We start from the raw sequence: 23,230 nt of genomic DNA on the forward strand, positions 1-23,230 counted from the left end.
TGAAAATGCTTCAGACAAAGTCGTTCCCCTTGCCACCGAGCATGATGGTGCCTGCATCCGCCATGCGGCGGGCGGTGGCGATGATCAGTTTCTGCGCTTCCAAGACTTCGGCGAGGCGGATCGGGCCACGCTCCTCGATCTCGTCGGCGATCGCCTGTGCCGCGCGCGCGGACATGCAGCTGAAGATCTTGCCCTTGAGCATGTCGTTCACGCCCTTGAGCGCCACGACCAGCACGCTGTTGTCGATGGTCCGCATCAGCGCGCCCAGATTCTTGTCGTCCATGTCCACAAGGTTGTCGAAGACGAACATCTCCTCCTCGATGGTCTGGGCGATCATCTTGTCGCGCTTGGCGACCGCCTTCATGATGCGCTGCTCATTATCCTTGCGGACATTGTTCATGATCGCGGCTGCCTCGACCGTGCCGCCGCGCTGCGAGGCCGCACCCTGCTTGCCGACCGGGCCGCGCATCAGCAACTGCTCCAGATCCTCCAGCGCCTCGTTCGAGACCGGTCCCAAGGTGGCGATGCGATAGACGATCTCCTCCTGATATTCGGACGGCAGCAGTTGCAGCACGTCGGCGGCCACCGGTGCTTCCAGATGGGCCAGCACGATCGCCATGATCTGCGGATGCTCCGCCTCGATCAGTATCGCGACTTCCTTGGCATCCATCCATTTGAGCATTTCAAGCTGGGTGGAGCGGGTCGGCGGGGTGATGCGCGCCAAGATGGTTTCGGCCCGTTCCTCGCCCAGCGCCTTGGTCATGGCGCCCCGGATATGGCGGGTCGCGCCATATCCGATAGTGGTGCGCTTCTTCGCCTTGGCGACGAAATGGTCGAGCGCTTCGTTGACCTCTTCGGGATGGACATCGGCGACGTCATACATGGCATAGCCAAGCTGACGCACTTCATCCGGTTCCAGGCGGGAGAGGATTTGCGCGGCTTCATCCTCATTGAACAGCATCAGCAGGACGGCGGCAGCGGCGCTGCCCTTGAGCGCTTCGGGGCGGCCAGGAACGATCTCAGGCATTTTCCTTCTTCCCCTCCTTCAGGAGGTCGCGAACCACCAGGGCGGCGCGGTCGGGATCCTGCTTCACGAAGTTGCGAATGAGGTCGGCGCGCTGGGCATAGTCATAGGTGGAAGAGATCATGTCGAGTGTGACCGGCCGTTCGGGATCGGGCGCCTCGACCACCTGCTTGGTGAGTTCGGACGAGATTTCCTGGCCGATGCGCTGGCCTTCCTGCGCGGTCTGTTCGGCGGCGGCGGCCTGGGTGGCGGCGCGGCGCTTGAGCAGCGGGCGACCGATGCCAAAGACCAGGAGCAGCGCGACCAGCAGGGCGGTGCCGTTGCGCACAAGCGGGTTCATCCAGTCGGATTCATACCAGGGGATGACGGTTTCGGGCGTCTTGAGGAAGCTGCGCGAGGAGAGCGCCACCACGTCGCCACGGGTCTGGTCGAAGCCGACCGCGCCCTTCACCAGCGCTTCCAGGGCGGCGATTTCCTGCGCGGTGCGCGGCTTGCCATCCGCGCCGGTGTCGAGCGCCACGGCGACAGACAGGCGCTTGACGGTACCGATCGCATCCTTGGTCACGGACACTTCACGGCCGAGTTCAAAGCTGCGGTTGAAGGTTTCTTCGGTCTTCATCAGCGGGTTGGGCGGAGTGCCGGGCGTCTGAGCGGCAGTTTCGCCCTGCTGCACGGCCTGACCATTGGGGTTGGTCTGGGTCACGGTCGGGTTGACCGGTGCCTGGTTGGTCAGCGCGCCGGGGATGCCCGTCGCCTCCCCCGTGCCCTGGCCACGCGGGTCGGATGCCCAGGTGCCCTGTTCGACGCGCAGCCGCGCTTCGTCCTGCGGGAAGGTTTCGCGGGTCGCCTGCCGCTCGGCGAAATTGAGTTCGGCATGGACTTCGGCGGAGAAATTGCCCTGGCCCAGGATCGGGGTCAGCAGGGCGATGACCGACTGGCGATAGCGATCCTCGATCCGGCCCTGGATCGACAGTTGGCGATCGTCGGCGGCGTCGCCGTCATTATTGCTGAGCAGGCGGCCATTCTGATCGACCAGCGAAATCTGGTCGGGCGACAGGTCGGGAATGGAGGAGGCGACGAGATGTACGATCGCGCTGACCTGTGCGTCGGTGAGCGTGCGCCCCTGCGCCAGCCGCAGCATCACCGATGCGGATGGCTTGGCGCGGTCGCGCAGGAAGACGCTGGGCGGTTCGACGGCGAGGTGGACCTTGGCGCTTTCGACGCTGTCGATCGCCTCGATCGTGCGGGCGAGGTCCATTTCGCGAGCGGAGCGCAGCTTTTCGCCCTCGACCGCGCGCGAGGCGCCCATCGGCAGGCTGTCGATCATGCTGTTGCCGTCGGGCGCGCTCTTGGGCAGGCCCTGGGCGGCAAGCATCATCTTCGCCTTGAAATAATCATCCTCGCTGACCGTCATGCTGCCGGCGTTATCGAAGTCGAAGGGGATGCCGGCCTGCTCCAGCACCTGCGCCACGGCCGACTTGTCGGCGTCGGGCAAGGCGCGGAACAGGTCACGCTGGGGCGGTTCGCGCAACGCCAGCCAGGCAAGGCCCGCCAGCGCGATGACGCCGAGCATACCCAGCAGCGGCAGGCTCTTGGCCACCGCCGGTTGCTGGATGAAGCCGGTGAAGCGCGCCTTGAGCGCGTCCATGCCCTTGAGGTTCGTCCGCGCCGCCGAAGCGGGTGCCGGAAGAGCGGGCTTGGCGGCCAGGCCGCCGTCGATGGTGAGTGCGTTCTCGCTCATGATTTAGACCGGCATGCTCATAATGTCCTTGTAGGCGGACAGGAGTTTGTTGCGGACCTGAAGGGTCGCTTCGAAGCTGACCGACGCCTGCTGCTTGGCCAGCATGACGGCGGCGATGTCGGTGGTTTCACCACGTTCGAAGGCGGCGGCGGCTTCACCGGCCTTGCCCTGCAGGCCGTTGACCTCCTGCAGTGCGCTGTTGAGCGCTTCGGTGAAGCCGCCAGGGGCCGTACCCTGGGGTGCGCCTGCACCGCCGACCGCGCCGGTCGAACCGATGTCGCGCAGCGCGGCGTTCTTTTGCAGGATGGCGTTGCGGATCGCCATCACGCTGTCGGTCGCGGAAATGCCGGTCATATCCTATGTCCCCCCTCAGGCCGCAGCCAGCTCGCGCATTTCGGCGAGCCGATAGCGCAGCGTCCGTTCCGAAATGCCAAGTTTGCGCGCGGCAGCGGCGCGATGGCCGTCCGTCTCACGCAGGGCCAGGCGGATCGCTTCCAGCTTGGAATGCCGCGCGACATCGCGCAGGCGGATCGGTTCGGCGGGCAATTGGATCGACGCGGCCATGCGCAGCGGCATGACCATCTGCGGCGCGCCGGCCAGATGCAGGTCGTCGGCCTCGATCCGGTCGCCGTCGCGCAGGACCAGCGCGCGCTGGAGGATATTGCCAAGCTCACGGGCATTGCCGGGCCAGCCATGGGCGGCGAGCTTGTCGAGCGCGGCGGCGGTCGGCCAGACGAACCCGGCCTTGCCCCCATCCTGGTGCCGCAACAGCATCGCGGCGGTGATCGCGCTGATGTCGCCGCGACGCTCGGCAAGCGGGCGCAGTTCGAGCGGCATAACGTTGAGACGCCAGTAGAGATCTTCGCGGAAGCGGCCTGCGGCACATTCCTGGCCGAGGTTGCGGTTGCAGGCAGCGATGATGCGCACGTTGACCGGCACCGAATGGGTCGCACCGACGGGCAGCACTTCACCTTCCTGCAGCGCACGCAGCAGCTTGGCCTGGAGCGTGAGGGGCAGTTCGGCGATTTCGTCGAGGAAGAGCGTGCCGCCATCGGCGGCGAGGAACAGGCCGTCGGACGCATTGGCCGCGCCGGTGAAGCTGCCCTTGCGATGACCAAACAGCATCGCTTCCATCATCGTTTCGGGAAGGGCCGCGCAATTGACCGCGATGAAGTCATGGCCCGACCGGCCGGACTGGGCGTGCAGGAAGCGCGCCATGCCTTCCTTGCCGGTGCCGGTGTCGCCCTGAATAAGGACGGTGGCGTCGCTGCGGGCGACCCGGCCGGCCAGGGTCATCAGTCGGACGCTGCCGCCATCCCCCACCGCCGGAACGGCAGCAGGACGCGCCAGTTCGGCGATCAGGGCAAAGGCAAAGCCCATGTCGGCGAGGCCGAAGGCGACGCGGGCGGGCAGGCCATTGGCCGCCGCGACCAGCGACGGTGCGCCGTCGATCAGATTGATGAGAATGTCGCGATGGGTCGCATGACCGATCTCTGTCGCCAGCAGCACACGGCGGCTGTCCCGATCCTGGCCCTTGTCGCGCGGACTGGCCGCGTCGACGATGCGCACGGTATAAAGAGCGTTTTCGAGCCAGTGCTGCAAACCCGGGACGAGCGCGCAGACTCCACGGCTCACGTCGAGCGATGACATGAACGGAACCCCAATTTTGGTCGGCTAGTGCCCCCGCACGTCCCAGACCCCTTCGATGCATCGATATCTATATTTGTGTGGTTATCAGATGGTTAATGCGGCCATCCATTTGCCGCAAACCGGCAATTTAGTTCCGGCAAAAGCGGCAAAAGGATCTTGATCCTTCAGACCCAAGGCCCCCGCACAGCCAATATGGCAGCATAACACCATGAAAATAGGTATTTTTTCAAAAAAATCACAATCTCGCTAAAAGGCCCGCCGCCGCCCGCCGTTATCCCCTTTCGAGGCCGCAAGCGCACCATGGCAGCGACCTGATTGACACAGAAAGGGAACACCATGACTGTTATCGGAACCAACACTGCCGCGCTTCGCTCGGCCAACGCTTCTTCGATGGCCAGCAAGGGCCTGAGCACCGCGATGGAACGCCTGTCGACCGGCAAGCGCATCAACAGCGCGAAGGACGACGCCGCTGGCCTGGCCATCGCATCGACCATGACGTCGCAGATCAAGGGCATGACCCAGGGCATCCGCAACGCCAATGACGGCATCAGCCTGGCGCAGACCGCGGAAGGCGCGCTGAACGAAGTCAGCAACATGCTGCAGCGTATGCGTGAATTGACCGTGCAGCGGACCAACGACACCAACAGCACCGAAGCCGTCGCCAACATCGACGCCGAAAAGGACCAGTTGGCCGTCCAGATCAACGACATCCTGACCAAGACCGAATTCAACGGCAAGGCGCTGTTCCCAGCCGTCGATGACGTCGTGACGATCCAGGCCGGTGCCAATGACACCGACACAGTCAGCATCACGCTGAGCGACATCGACGTGACCGGCGTGGCAACCGCCACCGAAGCAGTCGACGCCGCGACGCTCGCCAACTTCGACACGGCGTTGCAGACGGTCGCCACGGCGCGCGCCACGCTGGGTGCGGTGCAGAACCGGTTGGAATCGTCGGTCAACAACCTGACCAACAACATCACCAACCTGACCGACGCCCGCAGCCGCATCGAGGACGCCGACTTCTCGTCCGAGACGACCGCCCTCGCCAAGCAGCAGATCCTGAGCCAGGCATCGACCGCGATGCTGGCGCAGGCCAACCAGAGCCAGCAGGGCGTTCTGAAGCTGATCGGCTAAGCCTTTACTCCATTGGTCGGCTGAGGTCTGGTCACCTGACAGCCGCCCATAGGCGCCCGGCACATCACAGTCCCCACCGTGCCGGGAGCCACGACTTCGATCGAACGACCAGCATCGGAAGCCTCCGTCCCCCCGGGCGGGGGCTTCATCGCATATGCGGCACGGGGGGCTTGGTTTTGCGGGGCATGCGCCCCATGATGCGGGCCATGACCGATATTGACCGGCGCGCGCTGATCGCCGCCACGGGCGCTGCCCTCTTCCTCCCCCGCGCCGCTTACGCGCAGACGCAAGCTGCCCCCTTTTCGTGGGAGCGGCTGATCAGCCGGGCGCAACGGCTGGCGCGTGCGCCTTTTGCCGAGACCCCAGCCCATCCGGGTGCAGCCAAGATCGATTATACCGCGCTGCACGAGGCACGGTTTCGCGAGGAGCGGACCTTGTGGGGCGACCTGCCGGGCGATACCGGCATCCGTTTCTTCCCGCTGTCGGCCACCGCGCCGCAGCCCGTCGAGATCGCGATCATCGAACGAGGCCGCGCTACCCCGCTACGCTATGATCCTGCCATGTTCGATGCGCCTGCAGGCAATCCGGTGACCGCCTTGCCGCCTGGCGCAGGCTTTGCGGGCTTCCGCATCATGAATGCCGCGCGCGACGGCGACTGGCTGTCCTATCTGGGGGCCAGCTATTTCCGCGCGCCAAGTCCGCAAAAACAATTCGGCCTGTCGGCGCGCGCCGTCGCGATCAACACCAGCATCCAGGGTCGCGAGGAATTTCCGCGCTTCACCCATTTCTGGCTGGAGCGAATCGGGCCGAGCAGCGTCACCATCTTCGCCCTGCTGGACGGCGCGTCGATTACCGGCGCGTTCCGCTTCGTCAGTCGGCTGGACAAGGACGGCGTGCGGCAGGACGTGACCGCCGCCCTGTTCCCCCGCCGCGCCATCCCCGAATTGGGGCTGATGCCGATGACCAGCATGTTCTGGTATGATCAGGCGAACCGAACGGTGGGGACCGACTGGCGGCCTGAAATCCATGACTCCGACCTTTTGTCGATCGCCAGCGCCGATGGCACCGCCCATGCCCGCCCGATCGTCAATCCCACGGTGCCGATGGTGAGCGCCTTTGCCGAGCGCGACCCCAAGGGGTTCGGCCTGCTGCAGCGCGACCGGGATTTCGACCATTATCAGGATGACGGCGTCTATTATGATCGCCGCCCGACGCTTTGGGCCACGCCGGCCCGGCCGCTGGGCACAGGCGAGGTACGGCTCTACGCCTTTCCGACCGACAGCGAATATACCGACAATCTGGCCGCCTATTGGACGCCTGCCGCTGCGCCTGTACCGGGCAAGCGGATCGACCTTAACTACCGGCTCGACTGGTCGGCCGACCGATCGCCCGCCGCGACCGATATCGCGATCGTCGAAAATGTGTGGCGCGGGCGCGGGGACCAGCCCGATATCGCGCGGCTGGTGGTCGATTTCGTGGGGGTGGCGGACGGTAGTAAGCCTGACCTGTGGGTGGACATCGCCAACGGCACTTTGGTCAAGCAGGCGGGCTATCCGGTGCTGGGCCGCAAAGGCCTGTATCGCACCGTGCTGGACCTGCGGCCCAATAGCGGCGGCGTGGCGGACGTGCGGCTGCAATTGCGGACGGGCGATCACGCGGTGAGCGAATATGTGCATTACCCCGTTGGTGGATAACCGGAACCGTTGGCGTAACGAACGGTTCAAGCCGTTGGGTGAATCGCTATGGGTCTGGATGATATGGGCAATGGACATGTGCCGGTGGCCGATGCCGCCGCCGGGGAGTTGCCGGTGAGCCCGGCCTTCGAACAATTGCCGCCCGAAAGCCCGATCGCGATGCCGGAGCAGGATTTCAGCGCGCGGCCGCCGCTCATCGTGCCGCGCCGCTTCAATATCGACCTGTGGGCACGGCGTATGCTGGTCGTGTTGCTTGCCCTCATCCCCACCGGCATGGCCGCGCATGAAATGCGCCGCTCGATCGGCCTCGACGGCATTTCGCTGCTGGAGGGCGTCTATCTGGCCCTGTTCATTCCGCTGTTCGCCTGGATCGCGTTCGGCTGTGCGACCGCGATCATCGGCTTCCTGCTGCTGACCGTTGGCAAGGGGCGCAGCGTCACCCCGCGTCCGCTGCGCGCGTCGCAGCCGTTGCAGGGCAAGACCGCGATCCTGCTGCCGGTCTGCAACGAGGATTTTCTGGGCGTGCTGGGGCGGCTGTCGATCATGGAACGATCGCTGGCGCAGGTGATGGGGCGCGAGCGGTTCGAATTCTTCATCCTGTCTGATTCCAATGTGCAGAGCGGCGAGACGGAGCGCGCAGCTTATCTGGAAATGCGCGGTTCCTTCTCGCGCCCCGTTCATTATCGCCGCCGCGCGCGGAATATCGGGCGAAAGCCCGGCAATATCGCCGAGTGGGTCGAGCGGTTTGGCGGCGGGTATGATTATATGATCGTGCTGGATGCCGACAGCATCGTCAGCGGCCAGACCATGGCGCGGCTGGCATCCGATATGGAGCGGCATCCGCAGGTCGGGCTGATCCAGACCGTCCCCACCGTCATGGGTGCGGCGACGCTTTTTGCGCGCTGGCAGCAATTTGCCAGCCGCCTGTTCGGACCGATCTCAGCCGCCGGGATGATCTGGTGGGCCGGGTCCGAAGGGATGTTCTGGGGCCATAATGCCATCGTCCGGGTCAAGGCCTTTGCGCAAAGCTGTGGCCTGCCTGAATTGCCCGGCCGTGCGCCATTCGGCGGCCACATCATGAGCCATGACATGCTGGAGGCGGCGCTGTTGCGGCGGCGCGGATGGGACGTGCATATGGTCACGGCCGACGATAGTTTCGAGGAATTTCCGCCATCGATGCCCGACCTCTTCACCCGCGACCGGCGCTGGTGTCAGGGCAATATCCAGCATGTGCCCTTGCTGGCCAAGATTGCGGGCCTGCATCCGGTCAGCCGGTTCCAGCTGCTGGTTGGCGCGACGGCTTATTGCACATCGCCCATGTGGCTGACGCTAATGCTCGTCGTGCTGGGCGGCGGGGCCAGCGGCGTGTGGCCGCCCACCGAGATATTGCCATCGGGCGGATTGCTCGCGGTGACGGCTTTCCTGTTGTTCGGGCCAAAGCTGTTGGCGATGCTGTGGGCGTTGCTCGACCCGGCGCGGCGGATCGGCTTTGGCGGTGCGGCGCGGATGACGCGCGGAGTGATCGTGGACATCATCCTGTCGATCCTCATGGCACCGGTGGCGATGCTGACCCAGACGATCAACCTGTTCGGCATATTGATGGGACGCAAGAGCAGTTGGAACGGCCAGACCCGCGACCGCGACGGCATGGCGATCGGCAGCGCGATCTGGTTGTTCAAATGGCATATATTGTTGGGCTCGCTGCTGCTGGTGCTGGCGATCCAGGCGGGTAGCGGCATCGGCTGGATCATTCCGGTGACGGCAGGGCTGTTTCTTGCGCCGGTGCTGGCGGCGGTTACCGCGCGCAAGGATCTGGGCCGCAGGGCCGAGGCGAGCGGGCTGTTCCAGGTCGCCGATCCATGGTGGCGAACGCAAAGCTATCGCCCGTTGCGGTTCCGCTGGCCCAATGGCGAGGAGCGGCGGGTCGGGCGGCTGGCGGCGAACGACGAATAGGGTCAGTCCCAGTCGCGCAGTTTCTCACGCAGCTTGTCGAGCGCGGCCTTCTTGATCTGGCAGACGCGCGCGGCACCGATGTCCAAGGTCTGGCCGATTTCCTCCAGATTGAGTTCTTCGACGAAATAGAGCTGTAGCACCATCGCCTCGCGTTGCGGCAAGTCGCCGATACAGGCGGCGAGTGCCTTCTTGAGCGATTCGCGCTCCATCAAGTCGTCGGCGCGGTCCTCGACATCGGCGAACCACATCGACTGGTCCGAATAGACTTCGTCCATGCTGGTGTGCTGCACCATTTCGACGCTGTCGGCGAGTTCGCGGTAATCGGACGGGGCGATCCCCATGGCGGCGGACATTTCCGCTTCGGTCGGCAAGCGGCCAAGCGTCTGTTCAAGGCCATTGCGGCAGGTGGCCAGTTGCTTGCGCTTGGCCATGGCGGATCGGCAGATGGTCGCCTGCCGCCGCAAATGGTCGATCATCGCGCCGCGCACGCGCAACTGCGCATAGGCGGCAAAGCCAAAACCGCGATCTTCAAAACTGTTGGCGGCCTCGACCAGCGCGAGCATGCCGATCTGGAGCAGATCCTCCACCTCGATCGCGCTCGAAACGCGGCCATGGACGTGCCAGGCGATCTTGCGCACCAGCGGCATATATTGGCGAGCGAGCCGCTCGGGGCTGTTCTCGCCGGGCTTGGCATAAGTATGGGCGCCGGCCGCGATCTTGTTCATATACATGGCTCAGCCTCCTTTCAGGCGACTCGTTCGCGCGCTTGCTCGTGGCGGGGTGCCGGGTCGTGGCGGGGCGTGGGGCGCTGTTCGCCGCCCACCACCGCAACCACTTCGACGCCCTTGCCATCGGGGATTTCGAGGAAGGACAGGACTGGCGTTTCGGGCAGATGCGGTTTGAACAAGCGCGCCAGCGCCCGCCTGGCCAGCGGCGAGGTGACGATGGCGAAGTTGCGCGCCTGCCCCAGCAGCGGCCGGGCGGCCTGCACCACCGCTTCGACGATGCGGTTGGCGAGCGCGGGTTCGATCGGATGCCGGGCATCGCCCGCGACGCGCATCGCCTGCGCCAGCATCGCTTCGAGATCGCCATCCAGCGTGATGACGGGTAGCGGCATCTTGACCGGGACCAGCCCCTGAATGATGAGCGCGCCGATCCGCTGGCGCACGGCCTCAACCAATTGTTCGTGGTTCATGTCGGGCCGGGCGGCGTCGACCATCGCCTCGCAGATGCGGCGGAAATCCTTGAGCGCTATGCCTTCGGACAGGAGGGCGCGGCAGAGCGCGCTGATCTGGGTGAGGCTGAGCGTGCCGGGCGTCAGGCCATCGACCAGTTGTGGCGCGGCATCCTTGAGCGTGTCGAGCAGCTTGCGCGCTTCGTCGAGGCCGAACATTTCGGCGGCATTCATCGCGATCAGCTGGTTGAGGTGCGTTGCCACGACGGTCGGCGGATCAACCACGGTATAGCCCGCGATCACGGCCTCGCTGCGTTTGGCTTGGGAAATCCAGACGGCGTCGAGGCCGAAGGTCGGGTCTTTGGCCGGGCGACCGACGACCACGCTCTCTAGCGCGCCGCTGTCGAGCGCGAGCAGATCGTCGGGCCAGATCTCATCCTCGCCCACCACGACACCAGCGATGGTGATGCGATATTGATTGGGTTCGAGCGCCAGATTGTCCTTCACCCGCACCATCGGCACGACGAAGCCCAGTTCCTTCGACAACTGACGGCGGATGCCGGTGATCCGCGCCATCAGCGGCGCGCCCTTGCGCTCATCAACCAGGGCGATGAGGCCATAGCCGATTTCAAGGCCCAGGATCGCCCCGTCCGACACGTCATCCCATTCGATCACCGCCGGATTGGGCGCGGGAGCCACGGGCGCAGGTTCGGCGGCTTTCTTCTGGCTGGCTTTGCGCAGGTTCCAGGCGATGCCGCCGGCGACGGCAGCGGCGGACAGGATGATGAGATGCGGCATGCCGGGCAGGATGCCCAGAAAGCCGAGGATCGCGGCGACCGGCACCCAGGCGCGGCCAGACCCGAACTGACCGGCGATCTGGCCGCCCAAATCCTGCTCGCTCTTGACGCGAGTGACGATGGAGGCGGCGGCGATCGAGAGCAGAAGCGCGGGGATCTGCGCGACGAGCGCGTCGCCGATCGCCAGGATGATATAGGTCTGGGCCGCTTCGCCGATGGCAAGGCCATGGCTGACCACGCCCAATATGATGCCGCCGATGATGTTGATCACCAGGATCAGGATGCCCGCAACCGCGTCGCCCTTCACGAATTTGCTGGCACCGTCCATCGAACCGTAAAAATCGGCTTCGGTCGCGACTTCGACGCGGCGGAGCTTGGCTTCTTCCGGCGTCATCAGGCCCGCATTCAGGTCGGCGTCGATCGCCATCTGCTTGCCGGGCAAGGCGTCCAGGGTGAAGCGCGCGGAGACTTCGGACACACGGCCTGCGCCCTTGGTAATGACGACCAGGTTGATGATCATCAGGATCGCAAAGACGAAGATGCCGACGACATAGTCGCCGCCGATCAGGAAATGGCCAAAGGCTCGATCACTTGTCCGGCCGCGTCCGACCCTTCATGCCCCGACACCAGCACGACGCGGGTGGAGGCGACGTTGAGCGCGAGGCGCAACAGCGTGGCGAACAGGAGGACCGTCGGAAAGCTGGAGAAATCCAATGGCTTGGCGGCGTTCAACGCCACCATCAGCACCGCGAGGCTGATCATGATGTTGGTAATGAAACCGATGTCGAGCATGATCGCCGGGACCGGCACCATCATGAACAGCACGACCATCAGCGTCGCAAAGGGCAGCACCGCCCCCTGGACGGCGCTCATCCAGATCTTCGCTTTGACTTGGGTTGGAGTCATGAGAGGCCGTTACCTTCCGAGGGTGGCAAGCATGAGATAGGCGAGGCGTGCGGTCTGTGGCTGGGGCCGGATGCCGACATCGACCTGTTCGCTAAGCCGCTGGGTTTCGATCCGCACATAGTCGGCGGGCTGAACCGTCTTCGCGCCCGATGGCAGCGTGGCGGACGCATATTGAACGTCGCCGCCCAAGCCGCCCGAACTTTTCTCAAGTTTGGACGCAAAGCGGTCGCGAATGTCGGCGAAGCTGCGCGGCTGGCCCGACGGGTCGTAGAAGATCGACCGGTTGGCGCGCGCGGCGGCGGGAAAGAGCGAGGCAGCGGTGGCCCCAGGCGCCCGATCATGGACCGACAGGAATTTGCTCGCCCCGCCAACGCCCAGGAAATGGGCGAGATAGAGATCGACCGGTTCGGCTTCCCGATCCAGTCTCTGTTCGAGATAGGCCTTGTTGTCGGCGGCATGCTGCGCCGCCATGACGGAGGCGGTTTCGGGATGCTTGCGCAGGTCGAGAATTTGTTGGCGCAGTTCGGGGTTCGCCACGTGATAGCGGCCGTTGCTGCTCTGGCTGATCGCGTCGGACGCCCAACCAAGACCATATTCGCTGCCATGCTTGTCGATGACGGCAAGCCAGCTCTGGTCGATAAATTGATAGAGGCCGGTCGCCGACGATGTGGTGGCGCGCGCGGTGGGATTTAGGCTGCTCTCGATCTTCGCCTGTCCCAGCAGATAGGAAAAGTCGACACCGGTGCGGCGGCTCGCCATGGCGATCGCGTTGGTCACGCGGTTGCCCGTCGATGCACCCCCTGTAGTGATGTCTGCGAAAGCCGACACGTGACCCTGTTCCCCATTTGCTAGCAGGGATCCTTAGAGCAAGACTTGTGCCAAGATTTGGTTAACGCGGCGGCAGGAAAATTGGGCCACAACGCAAAACGGCGCCTCGCGGCGCCGTTTTAGCCTTTATCGAAAATAAAGTTCAGCGGCCGTAGGTGAGCGGCGCGTGGGTCGATCCGTGGGCGGCCAGGATAGCCAGCCGTTGATTCGCATGATCCGCAAGCAGGCTGACGCGCACGCGGGCGCTTTCCAATACTGGTATCAAGGCGTTGAGCCGTTCGATCACGATCGGTTCTGAGCGCCAGGCACCGATGCCGCGCACGGCGGCGGCGGCCCGGCTGACGCGGCGGCTGGCCAATTCGATCGCAGCCGCATCGGTGCCATCCAGCACATCGCGCAGTTCAGCGAACGCTTCGCCCAGGTCATCCAGCGCGGCGAGCCCGAGTGGCACGGCCTTACCCTGCGGCCGACAGGTCGAGTTCGACCATGCGATCCGCGATCGCGGCGGCGTTGACCGGATAATTGCCCGACGCAATGGCGGACTTGATCGCAGCGATGCGGTCCATGTCCACTGGCGCGCCTTCTGCCGCCATGCGGGCAGCGGGGCTGGCCGACGCCGAAGCGGAGGGAGCGACCGCCGAACCGGTCGTCGAAGACGCACGCGTCTTGCCGCCTTCGCGCAGGCGGGTCGCCTCTATGGCGGCGCTCATGTTCTGGCCGACAGATTTGATCATTGGCTTCAATCCTTCACTCGTCCCTATAGGACTATAACGGACAAGTTCAAAAATCCTTAAACCCCGGAACACGCACAAGGCCCATTTCCACGACCTGGGCCAATATGGGGGCCGCCCGCTTGTCTTCGCGGACGCGGATTGTATCGCCAACCGCGCCATCTTCATCCGCGATCATGCCCCGCGAGACGTTGAAGAGCGCATTGCCGGCGATCAGCTGCACGGGATCGCCCTTGCGCACGACGCTTTCCTGGGGCGTGGCACGAGCGGCGGGTGCGAAGCGGCTGGCGGTGCGCGGCACTGGCCCCGATGCGGCGACCGATGCGCCCGCAACGAGTGGCACGCGGATGCGCCAGCCAAGAGATTCGCATTTGACCATCGCCGCGCCGAACACCGGGCCTTCGACCTTGGGCATCGTCGGGCATGCGGCCAGTTTCAAGCGGCGATCCACCGGTGCCATCGGCCCACCCGGCTCGCCCAGATTGGCGCCGACCGACATGGCAACCAGGCTGTCTATGCGGTCCAGATTTTCAAACCTCTGCTGCGCCAGCGCCGGCGGCGCGATCAGCAGCGCAGCAGTGACGAGAAGGAACGGATAAGCGCGAGGCACGGCATGTCTCCTGACAAGGTCGGCGGTTCTATGCTGAGATTTGCAGCAATATCCGTGCCAACTTGGTTAACGCCCCTTCTCCTGTCCTGGCGCGATGCGGATGATCTGCCCCTGCCCGGCCTTGCCTTCGGACTGATCGAGACCACGTATCAGCAGACGATCCGGGGCGATGCCCTCCAATTTCAGCGCACGCGCCACCGCACCCAGTCGCGCGGCGGCCAGATCCCAATCATCGAAGCGCTGGTGCGCGCGGTCTGACCCATGGCTACGGATCTCGACGCCGCCCGGATCGGCTGCATAGCGGCGGGCAATGGCGGACAGCCGCGTCCTGCCCTGATCGGAAAGCAGGGCTTCCCCCGGCACGAACAACTCAGCCGCGCGCAGCTCCACGCCTTGCCGCATCGCCCGGCCACCAAATTGCTGCGCGACCCCCGCCAGCACAACATCGCGCCGCGCACCGCTGGCCTGCAGCAGCACGAAGAAGGCGAGGAGCAGCAGCAGCAGATCGGCGAAGCTAACAGCCCAGCGATTGCGCCGGGCGACGGCGGTCGGCGTGCCGGTCATGCGACTTCGCGGATCGCGCCGCGGCGCACCGGCGCATTTTCACGCCGCGCAATCGCCAGCATCCGCGCCACCGCTTCGCGCTGCCAGGCGAGCTCCTGTTCGGACATGTCGATAAGGCGCGCGGCGATCGGCGCGGCGACGACATTGGCGATCACCACGCCGTAGAAGGTGGTGAGCAGCGCCAGCGCCATGGCCGGACCCAGCGCGGCCGGATCATCCATCGCCGAGAACATGCCGACCAGACCGATGATCGTACCTGCCATCCCCAAGGCGGGGGCGGCATCGGCGATCGACAGCCACGCCTTATGCACGGCGCCATGGCGCTGTGCCCGGTCGGTGAGCGCCTGCGCCGCCCATAGTTCGAACTGGTCGGTGCGATCGCAATTGGCAAGCTTGCGCGCGGCCTCGGTCAAGAAGGGGGAAGCGGTCTTGACGCGATCCGTACAGGACAGGCCGCGCAGCTGCGCGACCTGATCGATCTTGAGCATGGTCGCGCGGGCGGCGTCGCGGTCGCGCGCGGGATCGGCGGTGACCAGCGGTCGCAGCGCCAACATCGCCCGCCCCAGTGCTCCCGCGCCATTCTGGAACAGGGCGACCAGGATGACGCCCGCAATAATTGCGAGCAGAGTCACGGGATCGAATAAATGGCCTATAATAGTGATCATATATGCCTGTCCCCATAGGCTCGTGATGCACCGGCAAGCCGCTGCCGCACCCCGGCAATTTTTTGCCGCCCTTGCCGCCTTCACCCATAAAAGCCCCGATTTCCGGGCATTTCCGCCTTGCCGTTGCGTCACCCACGCAAACTGGCACGGCTCTTGCTGATATCCGGCTGGATCACCCGCTACGGACGCCATCAGGGGTCAGAACGGCAGGAGAGCCGAAACTTTTAGGGCCAGCAGGCAAAAAGGGCAGCATCAGTGGAAGACGGTTTGTTCGGCATTCATGGAAAGGCGCTGGCGCTTCGTTCGCAGCGGCTGTCCCTGTTGGCGTCCAACATCGCCAACGCATCGACCCCCGGCTATAAGGCGCGCGACATTGATTTCGATGCGGCGCTGCAAAAGGCCACGGCACAGTCGGGCGGCAATGCCGCCGACGTGTCCGGGGCAGTCCATGATGCCATGGGCTATCGCGTGCCGCTGCAGCCCAGCCTGGACGGCAATACCGTGGAACTGAGCACAGAGCAGACGCTGTTCGCGGAAAATGCAGTCCAATATCGCACCACCCTCTCCTTTCTTGAGGGCCGCATCAACACCATCAATCGCGCGCTCCGGGGAGAATGAGCATGAGTGGCTCCAGTCCCATGAACATATTCGATATTGCCGGTCGCGCCATGAGCGCGCAGCTGGTCCGGTTGAACGCCACCGCGTCCAACATGGCCAATGCGGGCAATGTCACGGGCAGCGCGGCGGAAGCCTATCGCGCGATCAAGCCGGTTTTCACGTCGGTCACCGACAGCCCCGGCATGGCGAGCGTCAAAGTGTCCGATATCGTCACCACCAACGCCGAGCCGACCAAGCGGCACGACCCCAACCATCCGCTGGCCGACGCCAACGGCGATGTGTGGGAAGCGGCCGTGGATGGCAATGCCGAGCTGATCGACATGATCGAGACCGCCCGCATGTACCAGAATAACGTGCAGGTGCTGAACACCGCCAAATCCCTGATGCTCGAAACCATAAGGATCGGCAAATGAGCACCTCCTCCACCATCACCGATACGGCCGGTCTTGCGGTCTATAATCCCAATGCGACGGTGGGCACCGGTAAGTCGGAAATGGGCCAGGCCGATTTCCTGCGCCTGCTCACCGCGCAGATGCAGACGCAGGATCCGTTCGAACCGGTCGATAACGCCGCGATGGTTTCGCAGATGGCGACTATCACCAATTCGACCGGCATCGCCGAAATGAATGCGACGCTCAAGGGGCTTGCCTCCGATCTGGGCGGCACGCGGCTGGGCGATGCGGCGAGCTGGATCGGCAAGTCGATGCTGGTGCAGAGCAATATCGCCGCGCCCGACGCCAGTGGCCTCTATGCCGGGCAGATCACCCTGCCCGAAGCCACGGACGGCGCGAGCGTCGACCTCATCGATGGCAGCGGCAATGTCGTCAAGACCATCGCCCTTGGCACCCAGCCCGCAGGCGACGTGACCTTCTATTGGGACGGCAAGAATGATGCCGGGGACACGGTCGCCACCTCGGCTTTGCAAGTCAAGGTCAATGGCGCGACGCCCAGCAAGGTCGCGACCTGGGCCACGATCGCGGCCGTCCAGTCACCCGCCGACGGCTCATCCTCCAAACTCATTACCGCGCTCGGCAGCTACAGCCCGTCCGACGCGATCAGCCTGATGTAATCTCACCCCCCTTTTTCTCTTTCCTTTTCACCCAGGGAGTAACGCCATGTCCTTCTATATCTCGCTGTCCGGCCTCAAGGGCGCACAGACCGATCTGGCCACCATTTCCAACAATGTCGCCAACGTCAATTCGACCGCCTTCAAGAAGAGCAAGGTCCAGTTCGGCGACATTTTCGCGGCCGCGCCGATGCAGACGACCAACCAGGTCGCAGGTCAGGGCGTGCGTGTGCAGGGCGTGACCCAGCAGTTCACGCAGGGGACGCTGGAAACCACGGACAAGGCGCTGGATCTCGCCGTTGCAGGCGAAGGCTACTTCACGGTCAAGGGTGCGGACGGCAATGTCAGCTTCACCCGCAACGGCGCGTTTTCCGTCGATAACGATCGCTTCGCCGTCGACACGACAGGCGCCAAGCTGCAAGTATTCCAGAAGGATGGAGCCACGCCGCCCGCTCCGGGCGCGGTAGCCGCGCAGATGGATTTGATAATCCCCACCAAACTGAGCGAGGCCGTCGCCTTCAATCCGGGTGCGACCCCGGCGCCTGTCCCTGGCCCCACCGATCCAGACTATGAACTGACCAGCGTCGGCGTGTCGAAGGACGGCATGGTGTCGGCGGTATATGCCAATGGACAGACGGTCGAACTGGGACAGGTCGTGATGGCATCCTTCAACAGCCAGGAAAGCCTGCGACAGGAAGGCGATGCGCACTGGAGCACGACCGTAGCGAGCGGCGATCCGATTTACGGCTCCGCGAACAAGGGCATGTTCGGCAGCCTGAACAGCGGCATGCTCGAACGCTCCAACGTCGATATCACCGACGAGCTGGTGAACCTGATCGCGGCGCAGCGCAATTTCCAGGCGAACAGCAAGGCGATCGAAGCGGCGAACACGCTGACCACCACCATCGTCAACATCCGCACCTAAGCGGACAAGGGTAAGAGGCTTCGTCCATGGACCGGCTCGTCAACACGGCACTTACAGCAATGCGCGGCGCGATGGCGCGGCAGGCGTCGATCGCGAACAATCTCGCCAACGCCAATACCGTCGGCTTTCGCGCCGAAATCGCCAATGCCGAGACGCGCTGGATCCAGGGCGACACATTCGATACCCGCGCACAAGCGTCCGAACAGGTGATCGCCGCCGACATGGCGGGTGGGGCGGTCACCGCGACGGGTAATGCGCTCGACGTGGCGATGAACGGCGACGCGCTGCTGGCCGTACAGGGCGCGGACGGCGGCGAAGCCTATACCCGGCGCGGCGACCTGAAAATCTCCGACAGCGGCCTGCTCACCACTGGCGACGGTTTGCCGGTGCTGGGCGCAGGCGGCCCCATCACCCTGCCCCAGATGGACAGCGTGTCGATCGCGCAGGATGGCAGCATCTGGGGCGTGCCGCAGGGCGGCGATCCGGCCAATCCGCAGCTTGTCGATGCGCTCAAGCTGGTCAGCCCGGTCGGCTCCGGCATTGCCAAGGGCACTGACGGCCTGTTCCGCGAAGTCAATGGCGGCGCGTTGCCCCAGGATCCGCTGGCATCGGTCACGTCCGGGTCGATCGAGGGGTCGAACGTCAATGCGACCAAGGCGCTGGTGCAAATGATCGAGGCCAGCCGCGCCTTTGAAACCCAGGTCAAGCTGATCGATACCGCCAAGCAGATGGACGATGGCGGCGCATCGCTGATGCGCTTGATAGCTGAGACCTATGGTTAATATTGGCACGCATCTTGCTGTGCTTGACGCATAAGCACCCTCTCAAGGGATGCCGCACGGAGAAATGAACGATGAGCAACGCCGCCCTTCATGTCGCCCGCACCGGCCTTGACGCGCAGAACACGAAGATGCGCGTGATCGCCAACAATCTGGCGAACGTCAACACCACGGGTTTCAAGCGCGACCGCGCCGATTTCGAAACGCTCGCCTATCAGCAGATGATCGCGGCGGGCGCCAATTCGGACACCGAAAACAAGTTTGCGACCGGCCTCAATCTGGGGTCCGGCGTCTCGCTGCAGGGCACGAGCAAGATCAACACGCAGGGCACGCTGAGCCAGACCGGCAATGCGCTCGACATGGCGATCGAAGGCTCCGGCTTCTTCCAGGTCCAGCGCCCCGACGGCTCCATCGCCTATACCCGCGCGGGTAATTTCAGCGTCACCGCCGAGGGCAATGTCGTCACCAGCGACGGCCTGCCCCTCATCCCGCAGATCACCGTGCCCGAAGGCGCGACGTCGGTCACGGTCGGCAATGACGGCACGGTGTCGGCGACGTTGCAGGGCGAAGCGGAACCGACCCAGCTGGGCCAGATCGAACTGGCCACGTTCATGAACGCGTCCGGGCTGCAATCGGCTGGCGGCAATCTGCTGACCGAAAGCGCCGCCAGTGGCGTGCCGCAGGTCGGCGTCGCGGGGTTGGAAGGTCGCGGTTCGATCCGATCGGGCAGCCTGGAAACGTCCAACGTCAACATCGTCGAGGAGCTGGTCGAGATGATCGAGACGCAGCGCGCCTATGAGGTCAACAGCAAGATGATCAAGGCGACCGACGAGATGCTCCAGTACGTCAATCAGAATATGTGATCTGACATGATGCGCTTTCCCCTCCTCACCCTGGTCGGCCTTGTCGGCCTGACTGTCGCTGTGTCCCCTGCCATCGCGGGCAAGAAGCGCGATGTCGAACGGGCGCATTATGCGCCGACCGTCGTTGCGCAGCCGCCCGTGCCGCAAGCCAATGGATCGATCTTCCAGGTGGCCGTGGGCTATACGCCGCTCACCAGCGGCGCGCGCGCCACGACGGTCGGCGACATCATCACCATCGTCCTGGTCGAACGGACCCAGGCGACCAAAAGCAACAGCGCCGACACCAGCCGCAACGGCAATATCGGGCTGACGCCGCCCACCAGCGGTGTGCTGTCCAAGCTCTTTTCGGCCAGCGATGTGGCGATGGGCGGCCAGAACAACTTCGCCGGCCAAGGTGGTGCGACCCAATCCAACGCTCTGTCGGGCGAAATCACCGTGACGATCGCGGCGGTCTATCCCAATGGCACGATGCTGGTGAAGGGCGAGAAGGCGCTCACGCTCAATCGCGGCGACGAATATATCCAGATCAGCGGCCTCGTCCGTCAGGCCGACATCAGCCCGGACAACCGCATCGCTTCGACCCGCGTGGCCGATGCCAAGATCATCTACACCGGCAAGGGTGAAATCGCCCGCGCCAGCAAGCAAGGCTGGCTGCAGAGCTTCTTCTCGATGATCAGCCCCTTCTGATGGAACGGATACGCCCCATGGCCGCGTTTGCCAGTCTTCTATCTTCCGTCATTGTTTCTTTGGGCCATCTGGTGCGCCACGCAATGGCCGCCATGGCCATAATCCTTACGCTGGTCGCAACGCCGGCACAGGCCGAGCGGGTCAAGGATCTGGGCACGTTTCAGGGCATTCGGCCAAACCAGCTTACGGGCTATGGCATCGTCGTCGGCCTTGCAGGCACGGGCGATGACAGTCTGCAATATGCGACCGAGGGCATGAAGGGCGTGGTTTCGCGTTTTGGCCTGACCTTGCCGCAGGGTATCAATCCCGCGCTCAAAAATGCGGCGGCTGTGCTGGTGACGGCGGACCTGCCCGCCTTTGCCAAGCCAGGCCAGCGGTTGGACGTCACGGTCTCGGCACTGGGCAAGGCCAAGTCGCTGCGCGGTGGCACGCTCATCATGACGCCTCTGCGCGGCGCGGACAATGAAATCTACGCCATGTCACAGGGCAATCTCGCGGTCGGCGGCCTTGGCGTATCCGGTGCGGATGGCAGCCAGGTGTCGGTCAACATTCCCTCGGCCGGGCGCATCCCTGGCGGCGCGACGGTCGAGCGCGCGGTTGCCACCGGTTTTGACACCGCACCGACCCTGACCTTCAACCTCGCCGAAGCCGACTTGACCACGGCGCTGCGCGTCGCGGACGGCATCAACCTCGCCTTTGGCGATCGGCGCGCGCGCGCGATGGACGCCGTATCGGTCGCGATCGACGCCATTCCCGGCGCGGAAGACCGCATCATGATGATGGGCATGATCGAGAATATCGTGATTTCGCCCGCTGACGCCGCCGCCAAGGTGATCGTCAACGCCCGCACCGGCACCGTCGTCATCAATGGCGCAGTCCGCATCCATCCGGCCGCCGTCGCCCATGGCAAATTGACCGTCAGCGTCAACGAAGCGCCACGCATCGTCCAGCCCGCGCCGTTCAGCCGGGGAGAGACCGCGCTGGAGCAGCAGAGCGCCATCAGCGTCGAGGAAGAAAAGAAACCTATGGTTAATTTTAAAGGTGGGGCGTCGCTGGCCGATATAGTGAAGGCGGTCAATGCGATCGGGGCTTCCCCCGCAGACATGGTCGCCATCCTCGAAGCTTTGAAACAGGCGGGCGCAATGAAGGCGGAACTGGTGGTGCTATGATGCAGGTGACGACGACCCCATCCGCCACGGCCGCGTCCGGTGCAGGCGCCGCGAACAAGGCAGCGCTTGAAAAGGCGGCGCAGCAGTTCGAGGCGATCTTCCTGCGTCAGATGATCGGCGCGATGCGATCGGCCAGCCTTGCCGAAGGAATCAGCGATTCCAGCGCGACAGAGCAGTTCCAATCGATGGCCGATTCGCGCACCGCAGACGCGCTGGCGGGCAGCAACAGCATGGGCATCGCGCAACTGCTGATCGGGCAATTTGGCGAACGGGTCGCACCCGCCGCCCCGGCCAAAGGCGAATGAGCGATCTCTTCACCATCGGCGCATCAGCACCCGCGCCTATCGCACGGCGATGGCGGCGATTGCCGAAAACATCACCAATGCCAGTTCAGAAGGCTATACGCGGCGCAGCGTGACGACGACGGAATCCGGATCGTCCACCGCGACCATGACCTACTATACCGCCCGCGCCAATTTCGGCGGGACGCAGGTGGTCAGCGTCAATCGCGGTGCAGACCCCTATCTCGACGCCAGCGTGCGCATGACATCGATGAACCTCGCCAGTGCCGACGCCCGTTTGCGCTGGCAGGGGGATACCGAAGTCGCGCTGAACGATGGCGGCACCGGCGTCGGCCAGTTGTTGATCGGCATGTTCCAGAATATGGACAAGCTGGCCGCCGCGCCGAGCGACACGTCGCTGCGCGTCACGACGCTGGACAGTATCGGCCGTGTTGCGGACGCCTTTCGTCAGACCGCGACGGATCTGGATGCGGTATCGAAGGGGATCGCGACCGAAGGCCAGTCCGCCATCAGCACCGTCAACGCCTCTTTGTCGGCGCTGGCGGAAATCAACAATAGCCTGCTGCGCGCCCAGCCAGGCACATCGGCGCATGCACAGCTGCTCGATGGCCGCGATGCGACCTTGCTGACGCTTAACGCAAATCTGAACATCGACATCAGCTTCGGCGCTTTGGGCGTCGCCACCGTCGGCTTCGCCGGACAGACGCTGGTGACCGGCGACAGCGCCGCCAGCCTGTCGCTTGCCGCCGACGGCGACGGGCGTCTTTCGCTCAGTTTGAGTGATGGCACCGCCCTTTCCGCCCCCGCGAGCGGCGCGCTGGGTGGGCTGTTCTCCGCAGCCGACACGGCTGCCGACCGTACCGCGAACCTCGACACGCTGGCCGAACAGTTCGTGACCAACATCAACGACTGGCATGGACAGGGCGTGACAGATGGCGGCGCGGCCGGTGCGCCCGTGCTGACCTATGGCGGCAGCGCAGCCAGCGTGACCCTATTGGCGCTCGATCCCGAAGATCTGGCGCTGCGTTCGACCGACGGAACGCTCAACGGCAATCTGCTGACAGTTTCCTCCACCCTGCGCAGCAATGGCGGCGTCGAACAGGGGTGGACGGCGCTCGTTGCCAGCCAGGCCAATCTGCTGGGCGCGACCAAAGCGGAATATACCACCGCACAAGGGCGGAACGACCAGGCCGTGGCCGCCCGCGAAGCCGTGAGTGGCGTCGATCTCGATATGGAAGCGGCGGAATTGCTGCGTATCCAGCAAGCCTATTCGGGCAGCGCCAAAATCCTTCAGATCGCGAAGGAAACCATCGATGCGATCCTCCAGATCATCTGACCGGCAAAGGG

The 23,230-nt window shown here is 64.4% G+C and carries 24 protein-coding genes and 1 pseudogene; 13 read left to right on the forward strand and 12 right to left on the reverse strand.

Annotated features, from left to right (window positions below; translation table 11 throughout):
* Positions 1-10 precede the first annotated feature (10 nt).
* From fliG to BF95_RS07660, 4 genes are read right to left on the reverse strand one after another with little or no spacing between them, the layout of a single operon-like run.
* Positions 11-1,027 (reverse strand): flagellar motor switch protein FliG, encoded by a 1,017-nt coding sequence (fliG, locus tag BF95_RS07645; RefSeq protein WP_043150538.1) that lies wholly within the window; start codon positions 1,025-1,027, stop codon positions 11-13.
* A complete protein-coding gene (gene fliF, locus BF95_RS07650) occupies positions 1,020-2,765 on the reverse strand; it encodes a flagellar basal-body MS-ring/collar protein FliF (protein WP_043150540.1) in 1,746 nt (581 codons plus the stop codon). Before fliF ends, fliG begins: the two co-directional genes overlap by 8 nt.
* Positions 2,766-2,768: 3 nt before the next feature.
* Positions 2,769-3,119 (reverse strand): flagellar hook-basal body complex protein FliE, encoded by a 351-nt coding sequence (fliE, locus tag BF95_RS07655; RefSeq protein ID WP_043150542.1) that lies wholly within the window; start codon positions 3,117-3,119, stop codon positions 2,769-2,771.
* Between the two features lie 15 nt (positions 3,120-3,134).
* The gene (locus BF95_RS07660) at positions 3,135-4,415 is read right to left on the reverse strand and encodes a sigma-54 interaction domain-containing protein (protein WP_043150544.1); all 1,281 of its coding nucleotides are present in this window, start codon (positions 4,413-4,415) and stop codon (positions 3,135-3,137) included.
* A gap of 336 nt (positions 4,416-4,751) precedes the next feature.
* Here BF95_RS07660 and BF95_RS07665 point away from each other — a divergent pair, with 336 nt between their 5' ends.
* The 3 genes from BF95_RS07665 to mdoH all read left to right on the forward strand — a co-directional run bounded on the left by BF95_RS07665 (position 4,752) and on the right by mdoH (position 9,199).
* Positions 4,752-5,552, forward strand: coding sequence for a flagellin N-terminal helical domain-containing protein (locus tag BF95_RS07665; RefSeq protein ID WP_043150546.1), 801 nt, complete (start codon positions 4,752-4,754; stop codon positions 5,550-5,552).
* Between the two features lie 206 nt (positions 5,553-5,758).
* Positions 5,759-7,246, forward strand: coding sequence for a glucan biosynthesis protein D (locus BF95_RS07670; protein ID WP_043150600.1), 1,488 nt, complete (start codon positions 5,759-5,761; stop codon positions 7,244-7,246).
* Between the two features lie 63 nt (positions 7,247-7,309).
* Positions 7,310-9,199: a glucans biosynthesis glucosyltransferase MdoH gene (gene mdoH, locus BF95_RS07675; protein ID WP_043150601.1), complete on the forward strand. Its 1,890-nt coding sequence runs from the start codon at positions 7,310-7,312 to the stop codon at positions 9,197-9,199.
* A gap of 2 nt (positions 9,200-9,201) precedes the next feature.
* Here the strand turns inward: mdoH and BF95_RS07680 are convergent, their stop codons facing one another.
* The 8 genes and pseudogenes from BF95_RS07680 to BF95_RS07715 all read right to left on the reverse strand — a co-directional run bounded on the left by BF95_RS07680 (position 9,202) and on the right by BF95_RS07715 (position 15,474).
* Positions 9,202-9,930: a sigma-70 family RNA polymerase sigma factor gene (locus BF95_RS07680; RefSeq protein WP_043150548.1), complete on the reverse strand. Its 729-nt coding sequence runs from the start codon at positions 9,928-9,930 to the stop codon at positions 9,202-9,204.
* Between the two features lie 14 nt (positions 9,931-9,944).
* Positions 9,945-12,076 (reverse strand): annotated as a pseudogene (flhA, locus tag BF95_RS07685) (flagellar biosynthesis protein FlhA).
* 9 nt (positions 12,077-12,085) lie between these two features.
* Complete coding sequence (locus BF95_RS07690; protein ID WP_043150550.1) at positions 12,086-12,904, reverse strand: flagellar protein FlgJ; 819 nt, start codon at positions 12,902-12,904, stop codon at positions 12,086-12,088.
* A gap of 142 nt (positions 12,905-13,046) precedes the next feature.
* On the reverse strand, positions 13,047-13,355 hold the full coding sequence (locus tag BF95_RS07695) for a hypothetical protein (protein WP_043150552.1): 309 nt from the start codon (positions 13,353-13,355) through the stop codon (positions 13,047-13,049).
* 4 nt (positions 13,356-13,359) lie between these two features.
* On the reverse strand, positions 13,360-13,638 hold the full coding sequence (gene flgM, locus BF95_RS07700) for a flagellar biosynthesis anti-sigma factor FlgM (RefSeq protein WP_043150553.1): 279 nt from the start codon (positions 13,636-13,638) through the stop codon (positions 13,360-13,362).
* 46 nt (positions 13,639-13,684) lie between these two features.
* A complete protein-coding gene (locus BF95_RS07705; protein WP_043150554.1) occupies positions 13,685-14,245 on the reverse strand; it encodes a flagella basal body P-ring formation protein FlgA in 561 nt (186 codons plus the stop codon).
* A gap of 66 nt (positions 14,246-14,311) precedes the next feature.
* On the reverse strand, positions 14,312-14,809 hold the full coding sequence (locus tag BF95_RS07710; RefSeq protein WP_043150555.1) for a flagellar motor protein MotB: 498 nt from the start codon (positions 14,807-14,809) through the stop codon (positions 14,312-14,314).
* A complete protein-coding gene (locus BF95_RS07715; protein ID WP_043150556.1) occupies positions 14,806-15,474 on the reverse strand; it encodes a motility protein A in 669 nt (222 codons plus the stop codon). Before BF95_RS07715 ends, BF95_RS07710 begins: the two co-directional genes overlap by 4 nt.
* A 255-nt stretch (positions 15,475-15,729) precedes the next feature.
* On the opposite strand from BF95_RS07715, the gene flgB reads away from it, so the two are divergent.
* The 10 genes from flgB (at position 15,730) to BF95_RS07765 (ending at position 23,219) form a co-directional block, all read left to right on the forward strand.
* Positions 15,730-16,092 (forward strand): flagellar basal body rod protein FlgB, encoded by a 363-nt coding sequence (gene flgB, locus BF95_RS07720; protein WP_043150558.1) that lies wholly within the window; start codon positions 15,730-15,732, stop codon positions 16,090-16,092.
* Between the two features lie 2 nt (positions 16,093-16,094).
* Positions 16,095-16,505 carry a flagellar basal body rod protein FlgC gene (flgC, locus tag BF95_RS07725; protein ID WP_043150560.1) on the forward strand — a complete coding sequence of 137 codons (411 nt, stop codon included), beginning with the start codon at positions 16,095-16,097 and terminating at the stop codon, positions 16,503-16,505.
* Positions 16,502-17,161 (forward strand): flagellar hook assembly protein FlgD, encoded by a 660-nt coding sequence (locus BF95_RS07730; protein ID WP_043150562.1) that lies wholly within the window; start codon positions 16,502-16,504, stop codon positions 17,159-17,161. The genes flgC and BF95_RS07730 overlap by 4 nt, the downstream gene beginning before the upstream one ends.
* A 46-nt stretch (positions 17,162-17,207) precedes the next feature.
* Positions 17,208-18,083 carry a flagellar hook protein FlgE gene (locus tag BF95_RS07735; protein ID WP_043150564.1) on the forward strand — a complete coding sequence of 292 codons (876 nt, stop codon included), beginning with the start codon at positions 17,208-17,210 and terminating at the stop codon, positions 18,081-18,083.
* A gap of 26 nt (positions 18,084-18,109) precedes the next feature.
* Entirely contained in the window at positions 18,110-18,865 is a 756-nt protein-coding gene (locus tag BF95_RS07740) for a flagellar basal body rod protein FlgF (RefSeq protein WP_043150565.1), read from the forward strand.
* 71 nt (positions 18,866-18,936) lie between these two features.
* Positions 18,937-19,725, forward strand: a complete 789-nt coding sequence (gene flgG / locus BF95_RS07745; RefSeq protein WP_043150567.1) for a flagellar basal-body rod protein FlgG — start codon at positions 18,937-18,939, stop codon at positions 19,723-19,725.
* Between the two features lie 9 nt (positions 19,726-19,734).
* Entirely contained in the window at positions 19,735-20,412 is a 678-nt protein-coding gene (locus BF95_RS07750; protein WP_043150603.1) for a flagellar basal body L-ring protein FlgH, read from the forward strand.
* 92 nt (positions 20,413-20,504) lie between these two features.
* Positions 20,505-21,581: a flagellar basal body P-ring protein FlgI gene (locus BF95_RS07755; protein ID WP_235209625.1), complete on the forward strand. Its 1,077-nt coding sequence runs from the start codon at positions 20,505-20,507 to the stop codon at positions 21,579-21,581.
* Positions 21,581-21,886, forward strand: coding sequence for a rod-binding protein (locus BF95_RS07760; RefSeq protein ID WP_043150605.1), 306 nt, complete (start codon positions 21,581-21,583; stop codon positions 21,884-21,886). Before BF95_RS07755 ends, BF95_RS07760 begins: the two co-directional genes overlap by 1 nt.
* Positions 21,843-23,219, forward strand: a complete 1,377-nt coding sequence (locus BF95_RS07765; protein WP_235209626.1) for a flagellar hook-associated protein FlgK — start codon at positions 21,843-21,845, stop codon at positions 23,217-23,219. The genes BF95_RS07760 and BF95_RS07765 overlap by 44 nt, the downstream gene beginning before the upstream one ends.
* Positions 23,220-23,230 lie beyond the last annotated feature (11 nt).

The sequence above is a fragment of the Sphingobium sp. Ant17 genome (assembly GCF_000588875.1).
Taxonomy (GTDB): domain Bacteria; phylum Pseudomonadota; class Alphaproteobacteria; order Sphingomonadales; family Sphingomonadaceae; genus Sphingobium.

Coding starts and splice junctions, on each gene's coding strand:
- fliG (WP_043150538.1), bottom strand. CDS start 1,027: ATGCCTGAGATCGTTCCTGGCCGCCCCGAAGCGCTCAAGGGCAGCGCC.
- fliF (WP_043150540.1), bottom strand. CDS start 2,765: ATGAGCGAGAACGCACTCACCATCGACGGCGGCCTGGCCGCCAAGCCC.
- fliE (WP_043150542.1), bottom strand. CDS start 3,119: ATGACCGGCATTTCCGCGACCGACAGCGTGATGGCGATCCGCAACGCC.
- BF95_RS07660 (WP_043150544.1), bottom strand. CDS start 4,415: ATGTCATCGCTCGACGTGAGCCGTGGAGTCTGCGCGCTCGTCCCGGGT.
- BF95_RS07665 (WP_043150546.1), top strand. CDS start 4,752: ATGACTGTTATCGGAACCAACACTGCCGCGCTTCGCTCGGCCAACGCT.
- BF95_RS07670 (WP_043150600.1), top strand. CDS start 5,759: ATGACCGATATTGACCGGCGCGCGCTGATCGCCGCCACGGGCGCTGCC.
- mdoH (WP_043150601.1), top strand. CDS start 7,310: ATGGGCAATGGACATGTGCCGGTGGCCGATGCCGCCGCCGGGGAGTTG.
- BF95_RS07680 (WP_043150548.1), bottom strand. CDS start 9,930: ATGTATATGAACAAGATCGCGGCCGGCGCCCATACTTATGCCAAGCCC.
- flgM (WP_043150553.1), bottom strand. CDS start 13,638: ATGATCAAATCTGTCGGCCAGAACATGAGCGCCGCCATAGAGGCGACC.
- BF95_RS07710 (WP_043150555.1), bottom strand. CDS start 14,809: ATGACCGGCACGCCGACCGCCGTCGCCCGGCGCAATCGCTGGGCTGTT.
- BF95_RS07715 (WP_043150556.1), bottom strand. CDS start 15,474: ATGATCACTATTATAGGCCATTTATTCGATCCCGTGACTCTGCTCGCA.
- flgC (WP_043150560.1), top strand. CDS start 16,095: ATGAGTGGCTCCAGTCCCATGAACATATTCGATATTGCCGGTCGCGCC.
- BF95_RS07730 (WP_043150562.1), top strand. CDS start 16,502: ATGAGCACCTCCTCCACCATCACCGATACGGCCGGTCTTGCGGTCTAT.
- BF95_RS07735 (WP_043150564.1), top strand. CDS start 17,208: ATGTCCTTCTATATCTCGCTGTCCGGCCTCAAGGGCGCACAGACCGAT.
- BF95_RS07740 (WP_043150565.1), top strand. CDS start 18,110: ATGGACCGGCTCGTCAACACGGCACTTACAGCAATGCGCGGCGCGATG.
- flgG (WP_043150567.1), top strand. CDS start 18,937: ATGAGCAACGCCGCCCTTCATGTCGCCCGCACCGGCCTTGACGCGCAG.
- BF95_RS07750 (WP_043150603.1), top strand. CDS start 19,735: ATGCGCTTTCCCCTCCTCACCCTGGTCGGCCTTGTCGGCCTGACTGTC.
- BF95_RS07755 (WP_235209625.1), top strand. CDS start 20,505: ATGGCCATAATCCTTACGCTGGTCGCAACGCCGGCACAGGCCGAGCGG.
- BF95_RS07760 (WP_043150605.1), top strand. CDS start 21,581: ATGCAGGTGACGACGACCCCATCCGCCACGGCCGCGTCCGGTGCAGGC.